The 16,500-nt window shown below is 43.6% G+C and carries 17 protein-coding genes; 10 read left to right on the top strand and 7 right to left on the bottom strand.

Features of this window, described 5'->3' with window-relative positions; translation table 11 throughout:
- Positions 1 to 179: 179 nt before the first annotated feature.
- Complete coding sequence (locus IMZ28_RS02940) at positions 180 to 632, top strand: PAS domain-containing protein (RefSeq protein ID WP_197549251.1); 453 nt, start codon at positions 180 to 182, stop codon at positions 630 to 632.
- A 26-nt stretch (positions 633 to 658) separates the two neighbouring features.
- Here IMZ28_RS02940 and IMZ28_RS02935 read toward each other — a convergent pair whose 3' ends face one another.
- The 4 genes from IMZ28_RS02935 to IMZ28_RS02920 form a co-directional block, all read right to left on the bottom strand.
- Positions 659 to 889: a hypothetical protein gene (locus IMZ28_RS02935; RefSeq protein WP_197549249.1), complete on the bottom strand. Its 231-nt coding sequence runs from the start codon at positions 887 to 889 to the stop codon at positions 659 to 661.
- A gap of 44 nt (positions 890 to 933) precedes the next feature.
- Entirely contained in the window at positions 934 to 1,890 is a 957-nt protein-coding gene (gene lpxD, locus IMZ28_RS02930) for a UDP-3-O-(3-hydroxymyristoyl)glucosamine N-acyltransferase (protein ID WP_197549247.1), read from the bottom strand.
- An 88-nt stretch (positions 1,891 to 1,978) separates the two neighbouring features.
- Complete coding sequence (gene ilvN, locus IMZ28_RS02925; protein ID WP_197549245.1) at positions 1,979 to 2,458, bottom strand: acetolactate synthase small subunit; 480 nt, start codon at positions 2,456 to 2,458, stop codon at positions 1,979 to 1,981.
- Positions 2,458 to 4,167 carry an acetolactate synthase large subunit gene (locus IMZ28_RS02920; protein WP_197549243.1) on the bottom strand — a complete coding sequence of 570 codons (1,710 nt, stop codon included), beginning with the start codon at positions 4,165 to 4,167 and terminating at the stop codon, positions 2,458 to 2,460. Before IMZ28_RS02920 ends, ilvN begins: the two co-directional genes overlap by 1 nt.
- Positions 4,168 to 4,317: 150 nt before the next feature.
- Here IMZ28_RS02920 and IMZ28_RS02915 point away from each other — a divergent pair, with 150 nt between their 5' ends.
- Both IMZ28_RS02915 and IMZ28_RS02910 read left to right on the top strand, forming a co-directional pair.
- On the top strand, positions 4,318 to 5,841 hold the full coding sequence (locus tag IMZ28_RS02915; protein WP_197549241.1) for an oxygen-binding di-iron domain-containing protein: 1,524 nt from the start codon (positions 4,318 to 4,320) through the stop codon (positions 5,839 to 5,841).
- Positions 5,828 to 6,517, top strand: a complete 690-nt coding sequence (locus tag IMZ28_RS02910; protein WP_197549239.1) for a response regulator transcription factor — start codon at positions 5,828 to 5,830, stop codon at positions 6,515 to 6,517. Before IMZ28_RS02915 ends, IMZ28_RS02910 begins: the two co-directional genes overlap by 14 nt.
- Positions 6,518 to 6,709: 192 nt before the next feature.
- Here IMZ28_RS02910 and IMZ28_RS02905 read toward each other — a convergent pair whose 3' ends face one another.
- On the bottom strand, positions 6,710 to 7,624 hold the full coding sequence (locus tag IMZ28_RS02905; protein WP_197549237.1) for a Ppx/GppA phosphatase family protein: 915 nt from the start codon (positions 7,622 to 7,624) through the stop codon (positions 6,710 to 6,712).
- A 136-nt stretch (positions 7,625 to 7,760) separates the two neighbouring features.
- Complete coding sequence (gene ilvA / locus IMZ28_RS02900) at positions 7,761 to 8,972, bottom strand: threonine ammonia-lyase (protein ID WP_197549235.1); 1,212 nt, start codon at positions 8,970 to 8,972, stop codon at positions 7,761 to 7,763.
- A gap of 53 nt (positions 8,973 to 9,025) precedes the next feature.
- Here ilvA and IMZ28_RS02895 point away from each other — a divergent pair, with 53 nt between their 5' ends.
- Positions 9,026 to 9,454 (top strand): CoA-binding protein, encoded by a 429-nt coding sequence (locus IMZ28_RS02895; RefSeq protein WP_197549233.1) that lies wholly within the window; start codon positions 9,026 to 9,028, stop codon positions 9,452 to 9,454.
- Between the two features lie 8 nt (positions 9,455 to 9,462).
- On the opposite strand, the gene trmA is transcribed toward IMZ28_RS02895, so the two are convergent.
- Positions 9,463 to 10,578, bottom strand: coding sequence for a tRNA (uridine(54)-C5)-methyltransferase TrmA (gene trmA / locus IMZ28_RS02890; protein WP_197549231.1), 1,116 nt, complete (start codon positions 10,576 to 10,578; stop codon positions 9,463 to 9,465).
- Between the two features lie 80 nt (positions 10,579 to 10,658).
- Here trmA and glmU point away from each other — a divergent pair, with 80 nt between their 5' ends.
- From glmU to truA, 6 genes are read left to right on the top strand one after another with little or no spacing between them, the layout of a single operon-like run.
- Positions 10,659 to 11,975 carry a bifunctional UDP-N-acetylglucosamine diphosphorylase/glucosamine-1-phosphate N-acetyltransferase GlmU gene (gene glmU, locus IMZ28_RS02885; protein WP_197549229.1) on the top strand — a complete coding sequence of 439 codons (1,317 nt, stop codon included), beginning with the start codon at positions 10,659 to 10,661 and terminating at the stop codon, positions 11,973 to 11,975.
- A 1-nt stretch (position 11,976) separates the two neighbouring features.
- Positions 11,977 to 13,245, top strand: coding sequence for a bifunctional phosphopantothenoylcysteine decarboxylase/phosphopantothenate--cysteine ligase CoaBC (gene coaBC, locus IMZ28_RS02880; RefSeq protein ID WP_197549227.1), 1,269 nt, complete (start codon positions 11,977 to 11,979; stop codon positions 13,243 to 13,245).
- Positions 13,238 to 13,927, top strand: coding sequence for a polyprenyl diphosphate synthase (gene uppS / locus IMZ28_RS02875; protein WP_197549225.1), 690 nt, complete (start codon positions 13,238 to 13,240; stop codon positions 13,925 to 13,927). The genes coaBC and uppS overlap by 8 nt, the downstream gene beginning before the upstream one ends.
- Positions 13,927 to 14,667 (top strand): prepilin peptidase, encoded by a 741-nt coding sequence (locus IMZ28_RS02870; protein WP_197549223.1) that lies wholly within the window; start codon positions 13,927 to 13,929, stop codon positions 14,665 to 14,667. The genes uppS and IMZ28_RS02870 overlap by 1 nt, the downstream gene beginning before the upstream one ends.
- The gene (locus IMZ28_RS02865; protein WP_197549221.1) at positions 14,660 to 15,679 is read left to right on the top strand and encodes an LptF/LptG family permease; all 1,020 of its coding nucleotides are present in this window, start codon (positions 14,660 to 14,662) and stop codon (positions 15,677 to 15,679) included. The genes IMZ28_RS02870 and IMZ28_RS02865 overlap by 8 nt, the downstream gene beginning before the upstream one ends.
- Positions 15,680 to 16,405, top strand: coding sequence for a tRNA pseudouridine(38-40) synthase TruA (gene truA, locus IMZ28_RS02860; RefSeq protein WP_197549220.1), 726 nt, complete (start codon positions 15,680 to 15,682; stop codon positions 16,403 to 16,405).
- The last annotated feature ends 95 nt before the right edge of the window (positions 16,406 to 16,500 follow it).

Genomic DNA, 16,500 nt, shown 5'->3' with positions numbered 1-16,500 from the left:
GTTGTTTTTAAGAGGTTAAAATGCTATAATTTTAACGCTAAAAAATAGACGTATGGAAAAAGTCAGACCTCTCTGCTGAGACAGGACAGCATGCTATAAATCTTTCGGGGACACCGAGTTTCCAACTACAGCATAGTTGCTTTTTTCCCTCTGCCAAATGCATAAAACAAGGATAATAAATGGGTAAATCAATCAAAAATATTATTACAGGCAAAGAGATCACCAAGCCTGATCCGATAGATGAAGAAGTGCCTTTTGACGGTGGGGTAATGATCACTGAAACCGATACAGCCGGTATCATCACTTACGCCAATCGCAAATTTAGAGAATTAACCGGCTACAGCAAAGAGGAGCTCATCGGTTCTCCACACAGTATCAATCGTCATCCGGATATGCCAAAAGCTGCATTTAAAGGAATGTGGGAAACTATCAAAAACGGTAACTATTGGGAAGGGTATGTCAAAAATATGACAAGCGAAGGCAAGTACTACCTTGTTGTTGTATGGATCAAACCAAAGTTGGATGAGGAAGGGAATATTGTGGGATATATAGCCGGACGTAAAATACCCGACAGAGACGCTATGGATAGAGCACTTGCACAGTACAAGACCATGAAAGCACAGGAAAAATAAATATTTAAATAACGAAACACTCTTTTTTAGAGTGCTTCTTTCGCTTTTTGAAGCGCATCGATCACTGCATCGATATTCGCTTTTGGAATATGCACCTTCCAGTCTGGCTCCTCTGCATTTGCCTGCAATGAGATACCGATACTTGCTACACTTTCACTTCCGGTACCGTAAGGCTCTTCTATCGTTGTAACCGTTATCTTTCCATCATTGCTGCTACTTAGGCCTATTTCTGATATTTCTGTTACTTTACCACTCATCTTTACTCCTGTTAAGTTGGATTTCAATCATTATAGCATAAAAGTTAACGGTTTTTTACCAAACGCATTAAAGCAGCCTGCATCTTACGCCACACTTTGATCTCAACGGCAGGGAAGCCTGCATAGGTTTTTCCGCCCTCAAGTGACTTTGTTACCCCGCCTTTCCCTGCAATAGTAGAAAAATCACCCACTTCAAGATGTCCTGCTGTCGCACTCTGTCCACCCATAACGACATTGCGGCCCAGCTTCGTTGAACCTGCCAGGCCAACCTGTGCCGCACAAAGTGTATGCTCACCAATATCACAGTTGTGTGCGATCTGAATGAGATTATCAAGCTTCGTACCTCTACGGATGACTGTCGAACCAAATACTGCTCTGTCAACCGTACAGTTCGCACCAATCTCCACATCATCTTCTACCACAACATTTCCGTTCTGATAGATCTTTACATGCTCTCCCTGCTTTGTATGTGCAAATCCATACCCATCACAACCGATTACAGTACCACTGTGTATGATACAGTTACGACCTATTTTGGTACCGTGGTAGAGTGTTACATTGGGATGCAAAATCGTATTTGAACCGACTGAGACATGGTCTCCAAGGTAGCACCCGGCCAGTATAGTCACATTTTCACCAAGCACGACACCACTGCCAAACCGTACGCTCTCATCAATATCACAGTCGCTTCCCATTTTGGGTGCTTCCGATACCGTAGAGAGGGTATGGGCAAAAAGTTTGGAGGCATATGCCAATTTCAGATAAGGCTCATCGGTAATGAGCGCAATGGTCGAAACAGGCAGCAGCTTTGCATGTTCAGAATCGATCAGTACTGCACCGGCTTTGGTTTTTGGAAGTTGGAAAGCATATTTGGCATCGTTAAAAAAACTGAGTTGGGAGGAAGAGGCTTCAGCGAGAGTGTGGATGCCGTCTATTTCTATATCATTGCCATTAAAGTCGAGATTGAGCGTTTTGCTGATCTGGGAGAGTGTGTAGGTCACAAAATGTCCTTTTTATAGGGGGTACCCGAAAGGGGTAGCCCGGCATTATAAAATTTTGTATGTTGTGCTTGTAGGAATAGGTTAGTCTCTATCGTTCAATAGCAACTACACCGCCACGTACGATCTCACATGGGTTGTAACGCTGTGCTGCTTCAATAAAGTGCTTGACACGTTTCGGCTCATCCGCTACCTGAGCAACAACCATCTCTTTGCCTACATTTACAATACCGCCGTTATATGCAGCAGCCAATGCAGCAATATCACTGAGATTCTCGGCTATAGGGAACTTGATAAGTACCATCTCTTTCTCAACCATCTCTTCATGCTCAATTACTTTATAGACAGGAATCAGCTTATGCAACTGCTTGGTGATCTGTTCCATAACCTTTGCATTTCCTTTGGTCTCAATCGTGATATGCGACATATCACTTTCAGGGATCGGTGCTACAGTTAAAGACTCAATATTGTATCCACGTCCTGCAAAGAGTGCAGTAACTCTTGCAAGTACAGAGCTTTCATTCATTACGACAACGGAGATTACACGTCTTTCATCGGTACTTTTTGCCATTACTTCTCCTCCCCGTCTTTTTCGATTTTAGGTGGTAGCATCATATTAAAGAGTGCCCCGCCTGCCGGTACCATCGGAAGTACGTTTTCAAAACGGTTAACTGCTACGTTCATGAAACATACTTTGTCTTGTTTGATAGCATCCTCAAGCGCTGCATCAAACTCCTCTTTGGTCGTAACATCATACCCGATACCGCCACATGCCTCGGCAAGTGCTTTCCAGTTTGGCTGGAATGTAAGATCCGTTTCGGAATAACGCTTCTCATAGAAGAAGGTCTGCCATTGACGTACCATTCCAAGGAAGTGGTTATTGAGTATCACATTGATGACCGGGATCTTGTACTCTGCTGCTGTCACAAGCTCCTGCATATTCATAAGAATCGAACCATCTCCGGTAATGTTTATAACTGTCTTTTCAGGATAGGCTTTCTTCGCACCGATCGCAGCAGGGAAACCAAATCCCATCGTTCCCAAACCACCTGAATTGATCCATTGTCTGGGTCTGTCAAACGGATAGTGCTGTGCCGCCCACATCTGATGCTGTCCAACATCTGAAGTGATGATCGCATCTTCACCAACCAACTCTCCCAGGCGTTCAATAACCCACTGCGGTTTAATGACCTCATCAGAATCCACATAGGCTTGGGGATGAAGTTCATCATAACGCTTCAAAATCTCTCTCCATGCCTGATAACGGTCAGGATTGACTCCGTCAAGCAACGGGATCATCTTCTCAAGCACCTGTGTTACATCACCAACGATCGGATAATCTACATCTACCAGTTTTGCGATGTTCGCCGGATCAATATCGACATGAATGATATCCGCATATTTGGCAAACTCGGAGAGTTTCCCCGTAACCCTGTCATCAAAACGTGCACCCAGAGAAATCACCAGATCTGTTTCACTCATTGCCATATTTGAAGCATAGTTCCCATGCATCCCAAGCATACCGAGAAGCAGTGGATTTTTTGCACCCATTACTCCTCTTGCCATTAAAGTTTCAACCACAGGGATCTGTGTCTTCTCAGCAAGCTGCCGAACCAGTTCGTAAGCATTGGAAAGTACCACGCCTCCACCAATATAAAGCAGTGGTTTTTTGGCTTTTTTGATAGCATCAACCGCTTTTTCGATCTGTCTGGCATTCCCTTTATAAGTCGGTTTGTAGCTTGGGATGTTCACTGACTCAGGATAGTCAAACTCACCAACCTCAACAGTGATATCTTTGGGGATATCTACCAGTATCGGTCCTGGTCTTCCGCTTCTTGCCAGATAAAATGCTTCTTTAAGAATACGCGGCAACTCTTCAAGTGAGCGTACCAGGAAATTGTGTTTGGTACATGGTCTTGAGATACCTACCGCATCGATCTCCTGAAATCCGTCCGTTCCGATAAGCGAAAGCGGTACCTGCCCGGAGATGACAACCATAGGAATAGAATCCATATACGCTGTTGCCAATCCGGTTACAGCATTGGTAAAGCCCGGTCCGGATGTCACCATTGCAACACCAACCTCGCCTGTCGCCCTGGCATAACCATCGGCTGCATGGACAGCCGCCTGCTCATGACGGGTAAGAATATGTTCAAAACCGTCCTGCTTGTAAATCTCATCATAAACGTGCATGATCGCACCGCCGGGATAACCAAAAACTGTTTTGATTCCCTCGGCGATGATCGCTTCACACACCATCTGTGCACCACTCATCTGCATGGTCAACACTCCATATTATATTATTTTTACTCCGATTATAGCAAAATAATATTAGAGGTGGGACTTACTGTATGCTGCACAAGAAACAAATACACCTATTCATTGATTGAAATCAGGAAAAAGTTACACTTATTTTACTACACTTTGTCTATGGATTTTACACAAGCAATAGAGATAGCCAAAGAGATCTGGTGGGTCGGTATGTATCTGCCCAATGATCCGTTCCAGTGTCACCCCTACTTCATTGAAAATGGAGAAAACTCCATTCTTATTGATCCCGGTTCCATGCTGGAATTCAATGCTGTTGTCCGAAAGATCAATACCATCAGCAATATGCACCATATCAAATATATCATTCTCCATCATCAGGACCCTGACCTCGCCGCAAGTGTCCCTGAAATGGAAAAGCTTATCAACAGAAGTGACCTGAAAGTAATCACACATTCCCGTATGGTACCGCTTGTCAAACACTACCTGATCCGCTCAGACTACTATGAAATAGACAAACATGATCATAGTCTGCAGTGCGGCGATCTGGAACTTAAGTTCATTACCACCCCCTACTGCCACTCACCTGGTGCTTTTGTCACCTATGAACCCAAAACCAAAACACTCTTTTCCGGAGATATTTTTGGAGGGATAGAAGAATCCTGGGAATTTTTTGCAGGAGACAACTATTTTGAAAAAGCCAAACAGTTCCATGCAGAATATATGCCAAGCCGCGATATCTTCAACTATGCACTCACCAAAATAGAAGCACTCGATATAGAGATGATAGCACCGCAACACGGTTCTATCATCAAAAAGAGACATATTCCTGCATTGATCGAACAGATGAAAGCACTCGAGTGCGGACTCTATATAGAAAAAGCGTACCGGCATGAACTGCTTTATACTATTGAAGCGCTGAAACAAAAAGATATGGCTCTGGAAGCATCAATGAATGCACTGAAAGAGAAGGAGGAGTTTCTCTTTCAGAAAGCAAAAATGGCAGATATAGGTGAGATGATAGGGAATATTGCCCACCAGTGGCGACAGCCTTTGGCAATCAGTAATACTATTCTTTCCATTCTAAAAGAGAAATCCCAAATGCAGATACTGGAGAGTACCGAACTCCTTGCAAAACTCGAAGAGATGGAGAACAATATTCAGTATATGTCAAAAACCATTGATGATTTTATGCGTTTTTATCATCCAGAAAAAAAGAAAACAATATTCAGTGTATCGGATGTGATAGAACATGCTTTGACCATTATGCACCCAATCCTGGAAAAAGCCGGTATCACACTTAATTTTGAATATCGTGACACTGCCTATGTAAAAGGGTATATGAATGAATACACCCAGGTCGTTATGGCCCTGCTTACCAATGCAAAAGATGCACTGGTTGAAAGAAAGACAGCCCATGCCGAAATTGATGTCACCCTCTCTAAAAATAATGGAAATATTACTTTGACCATTAGCGACAATGCAGGGGGGATCGAACCTGAGCATATGCAGCGGATCTTTGATCCCTACTTCACGACCAAACATAAATCTATGGGTACAGGTCTGGGACTCTATATCTCGAAAATGATCATAGAGAAAAATATGGGCGGCAGATTGGATGTTGAAAACCGTACAAAAGGTGCAGCCTTTCATATTATATTGGATCGAGTAGATGGAAACTGTTAAAATAGAGGACATTTCCATACTTATTGCAGAAGATGAAACAAAACTGCTGCATTCTATGATAGAGTACCTCCAGCTTTTCTTCACACATGTCTATGCTGCTGAAAATGGAAAAAGTGCTTATGAGCTTTATTTGACAAAAGGTCCTGATATAGTCATCGCAGATATCCATATGCCACTTTTAGATGGACTCTCATTGATCAAAAAGATCAGGGAAAAAGACCGGAAGACCAAGATCATCATCACCACTGCCCACTCGGAAAAAGACAAACTTTTGCAAGCAATAGAGTTGAATCTTGTGAAGTATCTGATCAAGCCCGTACAGAGCAATACCCTGAAAGAACTGCTTTTCACCCTTGTAGAAGAACTGAGAGAAGAACGCTCCCTTATTCCGATAAAAGAGGGATACTACTGGGACAAGATCAAAGGAAAACTCTTTCACGGAGAAAAAGAGATCCAACTGAAACCCAAAGAACAAAAGGTACTTGCTCTTCTCATTTCAAAAACGGATCAAACAGTTTCTGCTATCGATATTTATAACTGTATCTATGAAGACCAGCCTGAACGCGACTTCTCTTCTTATGCAGTCACTTCTCTTATTAAGCGTCTTCGCCAAAAGCTTCCAAAAGAGGTTTTAAAAAGTAGTTACGGTGCCGGATATATATTTATTACAAAATAATTTAAAAAAAAATTATTTTGACAAAATGTGACAAACTTTTCTACTATACTTCTTCGTAAGAGGTGGAATAAAACTACATATCCCCCCCCTTGTTAGAAAATAACACCTCTAAAATGACACTACACCGGTAGGCAAGTCTCCCAAGCTTGTAAACCTTAGACGCACTTTTTCTTGTCTATCTTCTTCTTTGATCTAACCGGTGTAGGAGTTATTTTGACAACTTTCCAGAGCAACACCTTCACGCAAACCGTCATCTACAACAATACACTCCTCTTTTTCCAACAGCACATACAAGTACCTGAAAATAAGAATACCGGCTGCTATAAGGTCGCTTCTGCCGACACCGACCATCTCTTCTCTCTTCTCAAACGGCATAGCAAGCAGCTTTTCCAAATAGAAAGCAAGTTCATCTTTTTTTAAAGTCGTACCGTTTATCTTCCCTGCATCATAGGTAGCATAACACTGTCCTAGCTTCATAGCTGCTAACGTTGTAGGGGTACCTGCTGTTGCAACAAATGTCTCTACATTTCCCTGTGTGGCATAGACTTCGGCTGCGAACATTTGCATAGGAAGCATCACCTGGGGTAAAGCAGTTTCTATGGCCTCAAGACTTTTATACTCCTGCGCTATGGTCACAATGCCTACCGGAAAACTTTTCATAAAGACACGGTTGTTGTAAATAAAAATAATCTCCGTCGACCCTCCGCCAATATCTGCAAGTACGAATTTCTCTGAAGCAAAACAGAGTTTTTGCAAACGATATTTTACCGCATTGAGTGTCAGTGCTGCCTCTCTCTCCCCGTCAATGATCTCAAACACAACACCCGTCTCTTTGGCAATACGATCCAAGACCTCTTTGGCATTCATGGCTCTGCGTACCGCTTCCGTTGTCACAGCTTTAACAGGCTGCCCCTGAAAATCGATGCAAGCCTGTGCCTCCTTGATTGCATAGATAACCCTGTCAACTGCTGTATGGTCAATAACTCCTGTCGATGCCAGTTTGTCAGCCGTTTTGACAATCTTCTCAAACTCAGCAGTTGCACGTTTGCTTTTGCAGTCATACTCCAGTACCCGCAATGTATTGGAGCCCAGGTCGATCGCTACCATACTGCCACCAGAGATCTATTCGCAAAAGCGGAGCCACTGCACTGCTTACATTCGCTCTTTACCCCAAGGGCACTTGTCACTTCGTTCCGGCACACTCTTCACTCCTCACGTTTCACTTTCTGAGCCCTGCGAAGGATCAGTGTTCTTCCCTGAATATAAATCCACCCTCATTGAGCCTCTTACGGATCAACTCCTGATGCTCCTCTCCTTTAGTCTCAAGAGCAACAGAAACGTGTGCATCACCAAACTCAAGGTCGATGGAGGTTCTGTCATAACCTATCTGTACAATATTTGCTCCCACTTCAGTAAGTATCTGTGTGAACGACTGCAATGCTCCGGGTTTATCAACCAGTGTAACCATCAGCTTCATTTTGCGTGCTGACTTCATCAACCCCTTTTCAATAATAAGTGAAAGCATCGTTACATCAATATTTCCACCACTGAGTACGATACCTACTTTGCTGCCTTTTGAAAGGTTTATCTTTCCATGCATAAGTGCTGCTACACCAACCGCACCGGCACCCTCAACCAATACTTTCTGTTTCTCCAGTAAAAAGAGGATCGCAGAAGCAATTTCATCTTCACAGACTCCCTCAAAAGTATCGACATATTTCAGGATATACTCCAAAGTAACCGGTGATGTATCCCGTACGGCAATACCGTCAGCAATAGTACGTACTGATGTTGTATCGATCGGTTTATGGGCTTTATAAGATTCTCTCATTGCCGGAGCACCCTCTGCAGAAACCGCTATGATCTTTGTCTCAGGATACAACGCTTTGGCAGCTACCGCCATCCCGGAGACAAGTCCTCCACCTCCTACCGGGACTACGATCGCATCCATGTCCGGCTCTGCTTCAAACATTTCCAGAGCAACCGTTCCCTGCCCTGCCATTACCTCTTCATCGGTAAACGGATGTACGAAGTCATACCCCTTCTCTTCACCGAATTTCACAGCATAGGCATACGCCTCATCGTAATTACTCCCCTGCAAGATAACATTGGCACCAAAAGCCCTGACTCCCTGCACCTTGGTCAATGGTGTGGATTCAGGCATTACAATGGTCGCCTCGATACCAAAATGGTTTGCCGCAAACGCGACACCTTGTGCATGGTTTCCCGCACTGGCAGCGACTACTCCGCCTTTTTGTCCGCTTTCAACCAGTGTAGCGATCTTGTTAAAGGCTCCTCGCAGTTTGAATGCTCCGGTACGTTGAAGGTTCTCTTTTTTAAGATAGACTTCATATCCGCTCATCTTACTTAAGATCGGGGCATAGGAGAATGGGGTATGGTGTACCACTCCTTCGAGTCTCTCATACGCACTTTTGATCTGCTTTAAGTCCAACATTATCTTTCCTAAGTATTATATAGGCAAAAGTATACCAAAATTAAGGATAAAGCATGGAATGTGAATTTCCGACAGTCAACAGCAACAGAGAGGAGATGAAAGAGATCTTTGAAAGTATTCAAACTATTGCTGTTCTTGGACTCTCTCCCGATCCGACCAAAGCCAGTCATCGTGTCGCGAAATATCTTCAGGAGGCAGGATACAGGATCGTGCCGGTCTATCCGAAGGAAGAGACAATACTCGGAGAAAAAGTCTATCGTTCTCTGGCAGAGATTCCGTTTGAAGTTGATATGGTAGATATCTTCAGAAAGCCGGCGGCTTTTGATGCTATTGCGGATGCCTGTATTCAACGAGGTGATGTAAAAGTCTTCTGGGGACAACTGGGACTTGTGAACAATGATGCGGCACAAAAGGCACAAGATGCCGGAATGAAAGTCGTTCAGAACTTCTGTACCATGGTGGAACACCGCAGCCTGATGTAAGTTCTTTTCTATTTTTTCTGCAAAAACACCCCACTCTCCACATGCCCCGTGTGCGGGAACTGGTCATAAATCGCTGCCTCGGCCACCTCATGGGTCTGTGTCAGGATCTCCAGATCACGAGCCAGTGTTTCCGGATTGCATGAAATATAGATAATGTTCTCAATATTTGAAATAAGCCCGATAGTTCCTTCGTCAAGCCCCGCACGCGGCGGGTCTACCAAAACCGTGGTAAAATCATAGCTTTTAAGGTCTATCCCTTTCAATCGGCTGAACTCACGGACTCCCTGCAGAGCTTCGGTCATCTCTTCAGACGCCAGCCTGGCAAAAACAATGTTATCTATCCCGTTAAGCTCACAGTTTTTCAGTGCCGCATGGATGGAACGTTTACTTATCTCGGTTGCCAGTACTTTGTCAAAATAACGTGACAGCGGAAGAGTAAAGTTACCCAAACCGCAATAGGCTTCCAAAAAATCTCCTTTGGCTATTTTCTTTGCTTGTCTGATCGCCCATTCGATCATCTTGACATTGACTGCAGGATTTGGCTGTGTAAAGCCGCTCTCATACTGTATATAGTGGAAATCTTTGTCGTCAATATGCAGTGTTTCGGTAACAAATTCATCGGAGAGGATCACCTTCTGCTTTCGGCTTCGCCCCATTATCTTGCAATCCAATGCCTTTTCAATCAGTTTAGCCTCATGACTCCATGTTTCATCAAGTTTCCTGTGATAGAGCATCGTAATAAGACACTCATCCGTTGTCGTGGCCAGGAACTCTACCGCAAACAGTTTCTTTTTCAAAACTTCAGAGGAGAGATTGATCTTCTCCAGAAGCGGCCACATTCGTTTGTCAATGGACTCGATCACTTTAGGGCACTCTTCTATGTTAACCGCCCCGTTCCTGTCAATATTTCCCATCGCATAGTCACACCTGTTACCTTCATGCCAAATACGGAATTCCGCCCTTGCCCTGTAATGGGAATCAGGAGAGCTGAATACTTCCAGCTCTCCCACAAAGAATGGTGCAAGAAGCCCCTTTACCCGGCTCACTTTGTGGGTCAACTGCGCCTCATAGTCTAATGCATACAAGCTACAAGAGCCACAGCTTCCAAAATGTTTACAATCCAAAATTAACACCTTTAATCACAATTCGATATAATCACAATAATACAATTATTAATGCAATTCTATCAAAAAGGTACCAAAAAATGTCCATAAGCGTTGTTATCCTTGCTGCAGGTATGGGAACAAGAATGAGATCGGCCAAACCAAAAGTCCTCCATGAGATCTCGGGAAAACCGATGCTCTTTCATGCCATCGATGCAGCATGCGAACTTTCAGACGATATCACTGTTGTCCTCCACCACCAGGCAGAACGCATTCAGGCAGTGATAGAGGAACACTATGAAAACATCCGTTTCCATATACAGGATGCTCAGCAGTTTCCCGGTACCGGCGGTGCAATGAAAGGAGTAGCAGTTCAGCATGCACGTACGCTGATCCTTAACGGAGATATGCCGCTTATTACCAAGGCATCACTTGAATCACTGACAGCCGGTAATGCCGACATTAACATGTCGGTGATCAAACTCTCGGATCCTTCCGGATATGGACGTGTCATCATCCAAAACGGAGAGGTTAAAGAGATTGTAGAACAAAAAGACTGTACTTCCGAACAATTAACGGTCAAAACAGTCAATGCAGGTATTTACGCAGTGAATACCACATTGTTAGAACGCTACATTCCGCAATTGAACAACGATAATGCCCAGTCGGAATACTACCTTACAGACATTGTCAAAATGGCTGTTGATGAAGGCAGGAGTGTGCATCCTGTCTATGTTCCGGAAGAGGAGTTCAAAGGAGTCAACTCCAAGCTCGACCTTGCCCTCGCCGAAGAGATCATGCAAAAACGCATCAAAGAATCATTGATGAGGGAAGGTATCATCATGCGACTGCCTGAAACCATCTACATCGACTCTCGTGCTACTTTTGAAGGAGAGTGTATTTTGGAGAATGGTGTCAGCATTCAGGGTGAAAGCAAACTGATCAACGCACATATTAAAGCAAACTCTGTTGTAGAAGAGGCGTATATTGAGAACTCCGATGTAGGTCCGATGGGACGCATCCGCCCCGGTTCGGTACTCAAAGATACTCATATCGGCAACTTTGTTGAAGTGAAAAAGTCAACGCTGACGGGCGTCAAAGCAGGACATCTTGCCTATCTCGGCGATGCTACCATTGATGAGGGCAGCAACATCGGTGCCGGGGTCATCACCTGTAACTATGACGGGAAGAACAAATACCAGACCAAAATCGGGAAAAATGTCTTTGTCGGTTCAGATACACAGCTCATTGCCCCAGTGGCTATTGAAGATGATGTAATGATCGCAGCAGGTACAACAGTAAACAAAAACGTAGAAAAAGGAGCACTTGCTATTTCAAGAGCCCCTATGAAAATAATCAAAAACTTCTTCTATAAATTTTTTCACACAGAGAGTGACAAGCACAAGGGAGCAAACTAATATGCAAATCAACTTAACAGGAAAATCCGTACTATTGGGTGTAACTGGCAGTATCTCAGCCTACAAAGCATGTGATCTGGCACGACTCTTCATCAAGGCAGGGGCTGATGTCCATGTAGTTATGAGTCCGAGTGCCGAACGTTTTGTCTCTGCACTTACCTTTGAAGCACTGACTAGAAACCCGGTCCTTACCGAACAGAGTGAAAGCTGGAGCTGTACTCTCAACCATATTGAACTAGGCAAACAATGCGATGTATTCCTTGTTGCACCGGCAACAGCGAATACACTCAATAAACTGAGTAAAGGGATCGCGGACAATATCCTCCTCCAAACAGCACTGGCCTTTGCGGGACCGATGCTGGTTGCACCTGCTGCCAACACACAAATGCTGAAGAACCATTACACGGTCGGCAGTCTGAAAATGCTAAAAGTCAACGACTACACTGTTATAGAACCACAGGAGAAACTGCTTGCCTGCGGTGATGTGGGCAATGGCGCACTGGCAGAAACGAGCGAGCTTTTCTTTGAAACAGCCAAAGTACTGCTCAAAGAACCGTTCTGGACAGACCGTCGGGTAGTTGTTACCGGAGGCGGTACCAGAGAAAAGATCGATGATGTACGTTATCTCTCCAACTACTCTTCAGGCAAAATGGCAAAAGCAATCGCTCTTTCACTCTACCTCAGAGGTGCGGATGTATGCTACCTGACCACCAAGGACAAAGAGGGACTGCCTTCTGCCATCTACACCATTGATGTCGAAGATGCACAAGAGATGTTGGAGTATACACAGGATGCCATTCGTGTTGCAAAAAAAGGTATCATGAGCAAAGCAAGCATGAACAGTGCCGATCCACGGATGCTCATACAGAAAACTCCTTTTCTATTTATGGTCGCGGCAGTGTCCGACTATAAACCCAAATACCCACAAAGTGGGAAACTGAAAAAATCTGATTTGGGAGAGACCTGGTCACCTGAGTTGACACAAACACCGGATATTCTCACTTCTCTGAACAAAGACGGTATCCGTACTGTAGCCTTCAAAGCGGAAATGGATGAAACAAACGGCCTGGAACATGCAAAATCACTCTTGATACAAAAAGAAGTTGATGCAGTCTGTTACAATCTTCTAAAAGATCGTCACAGTTTCGGCACGGACGAAAATGAAATAAGTTTTATCACCCAGGAAGAGACCATACCGCTTGGCAGCGCTGACAAACTAACACTTGCCCAAAAAATACTCAACGAAGCGGAAAAGCTTGCCAATGACTAAACATCTGCTCAAAAACCTGGCGATCATTATGGATGGGAACGGCAGATGGGCCCAGCAGAGAGGTTTGAACCGTACAAAAGGACATGAAAAAGGTGCAGAGACCATTCGTGATGTCACCACCTACTGTGCCAAGCATCCAAGTATTGAAACCGTCACTTTTTATGCCTTCAGCACAGAGAACTGGAAACGACCGAAACTTGAAATAGAGTTTCTTATGAAACTACTGGACCGCTACCTTCAAAAAGAGCTGAAAACCTATCAGAACCACAACATCCGGTTCAAGGCCATAGGGAATATAGAAGCCTTTTCGGACAAGCTTCAGGAACGTATCAAGATCACAGAAGAGGCTACAAAAAACAATACTGACCTGATTCATATTCTTGCACTCAACTATGGTGGCCGTGCAGAGATCACCTGTGCAGTCAACAAACTTATCAACGAAGGGAAAAAAAAGGTGACAGAACATGACATCTCTTCGGCACTGCAGACCCCCTACAGCAATATTGACCTTCTCATACGTACCAGTGGGGAGGAACGGATCTCAAACTATCTGCTCTGGCAGATCTCTTATGCTGAACTTTACTTTACAGAAACACTCTGGCCTGACTTTACCATACAAGAACTGGATGAGATCATTTCAGACTTTGAACAACGTACAAGAAAGTTTGGAGGATTGGCATAATGACTGAAACTACAGTAATTACATTTTCAATCTTTGCTTTTGGCATTATAGTCGGCTCTTTTTTAAATGTCGTGATCTATCGCATTCCCAAAGGTGAAAGTATCATCTTCCCCGCTTCAAAATGTCAAAGCTGCCAAACACCGCTGAAGTGGTATCACAACATTCCACTCTTCTCCTGGCTCTTTTTAAAAGGAAAATGCTCCTTCTGCAATGAACCGATCGCCAAGCAGTATCCAATAGTAGAACTGACTACGGGTATTATCTTTGTCATACTCTTTTTAAAACTGGGACTCGTATGGTATCTGCCGTTTGTCGCTGCCTCTTTTGCAGCCCTTTTTGCACTGGTGATGATAGATTTCAAATATATGGCTGTTCCGGATAATATTAACTTTGCTGCCTTACTTTTTGCTCTTATACAACCTGATTTTCTCCATGCGGTCATACATGCTGCCATTGCTGCAGGCGGACTCTACCTTATAGGTATACTCTCTTCGCTTCTGGCACGCAGACAGGCTATGGGTGGTGCAGATGTAATCGTTGCCGGAACAATGGGTGCACTGCTCGGCTTTCCAAACTTTTTTATCGCTATTTTTCTATCTGCCATCCTGGCAATCATTCCTGCCCTCATCTATCGTGAGAGAGGTGTTCCCTTCGTACCTTTTTTAGCAATGGCCACCTTTATTGTCTATCTTTATGATACAGAGGCGGCACAACTATTGGAGAGACTCATCTATGGTTAATGCCAGAAGTTATATCTCATCAAACTTTACCAAATCTTTTTTGACGATATTTCTGCCGTTCTTTCTTATCATTTCCCTGGTCTACCTGGTCAAGATCTCTGCATTGACCTCAAAGATACAGATCAGTTTTGTGGAGCTTCTGAGGCTTTTCAGCTACTCTGTACCGGATATTCTCTTCTATACACTACCTCTCTCTTTTATTGCTGCTCTGGCGAACATGCTTATCAAACTTTCAACAGATAATGAGCTTATTGCCCTGTATGCACTGGGATTGAATGCCAACAGGATCCTGCGGGGACTTTTTCTGGTGAGTCTTCTCTTTTCATTTTTGCTGCTGACTCTCTCTTTTCTGGCCATGCCAATGAGCAAACAGCTTTACAAATCGTTCAAGGAGGAGAAAAAAGCTGAAGCAAAACTCAATATCGTTCCAGGAAAACTTGGACAGAAATTTGGAGAATACTATGTCTACATCAAAGGTAAAGAGAATGAAACATTCCATGATCTTGTAATCTATAATCGTACCAATATGGATGAAGAGCAGTTTTTCGCTTCTAAAGACGGAAAACTTAACAAACACAATGGTCAAACCTCGCTACTCCTGAAAGATGGTTATGGATACACCTACTCCAAAGAGCGTTTGCAGCAGATCCAATATGCTACGCTCGAAGCTTTCGATACAACCAAGAAGAAACGTTTTCACTTTGAGGACATTGTTGCCTACTGGAGTAAAGCCTCTCATGACAAAGATATCATGCACCGTCTTCTCTTTTTCCTTTTTATCAGTCTAATCCCTCTCCTCTCAGTCTATCTGGTTGCAGCCTTTACCATGATCAATCCACGTTATCAGAGTAACCACTCTTTTATTGTCATCTTTGCCACAACACTCTTTTTATACCTTATTGCTTCTTCCCTGGATAAATGGGGAAATATCCCTCTGCTTATCATAGCCATACTGTTGACCCTTGGGGGAGGAGTAATCCTCTTTCAAAAACGTGTGGCAAGGTATTTTTAGATGCGCATAAAAGCGATCATAGCCTATGATGGCAGTGCCTTTTACGGCTTTCAAAGACAATCAACCACACCTTTAACAGTAACACATGCCATCGAAAAAGTACTGCAAAGTCTGCAGATAGAAACAACCATTATCGGCAGTGGACGTACAGACAGAGGGGTACATGCAACAGGTCAGGTAATCCACTTCGACCTTCCGGATTTCTGGACCGACCTCTCAAAGCTGCAAACAATACTTAACCGAAAACTTACTGCCATCTCCTTTAAGCATCTCAGTATCGTCACTGAAGACTTTCATGCAAGATTCTCAGCCAAAAAACGGCTTTATCGTTACCTCTTCAAAACAGATACACGCTCTGTTTTTGAAAGAAACTATCTCTCTTATTATCCATCCTCTTTTGATCCGATCCTCTTAGAAGAGACTCTCAGGTGTTTTGAAGGAGAGCATGACTTTCGTTATTTTCACAAAACCGGTTCTCCTACACATACAACAGTACGAACTATCTACAGAAGCAGATATTATACCCATGCCAATCTGCATATTATTACTTTTGAAGCGAATGGATTCTTACGTTCACAGGTACGGATGATGGTTGAGAGTGCTATGTTGGTTGCACGGGGCAAACTTGCCAAAGAAGAGCTGCAGCAGCAGATCGCACACAAAGTGCGATCAACAACCAAACTTGCCCCGCCTGAGGGACTCTATCTTGCAAAGATATTATATTAGTTATCCAATTACAATATAAACTGATCAAAAACTTTGATTGAACTTGACATCAAAAAAAGTTTTAAGATATCTTTACCTGTTAAGACCTTAGCTCT

It is taken from the genome of Sulfurovum indicum (genome assembly GCF_014931715.1).
GTDB classification, from domain to species: Bacteria; Campylobacterota; Campylobacteria; order Campylobacterales; family Sulfurovaceae; genus Sulfurovum; species Sulfurovum indicum.
Note: the sequence above shows the minus strand (reverse complement) of the source record. Positions and strands in the feature narration are given on the sequence as shown.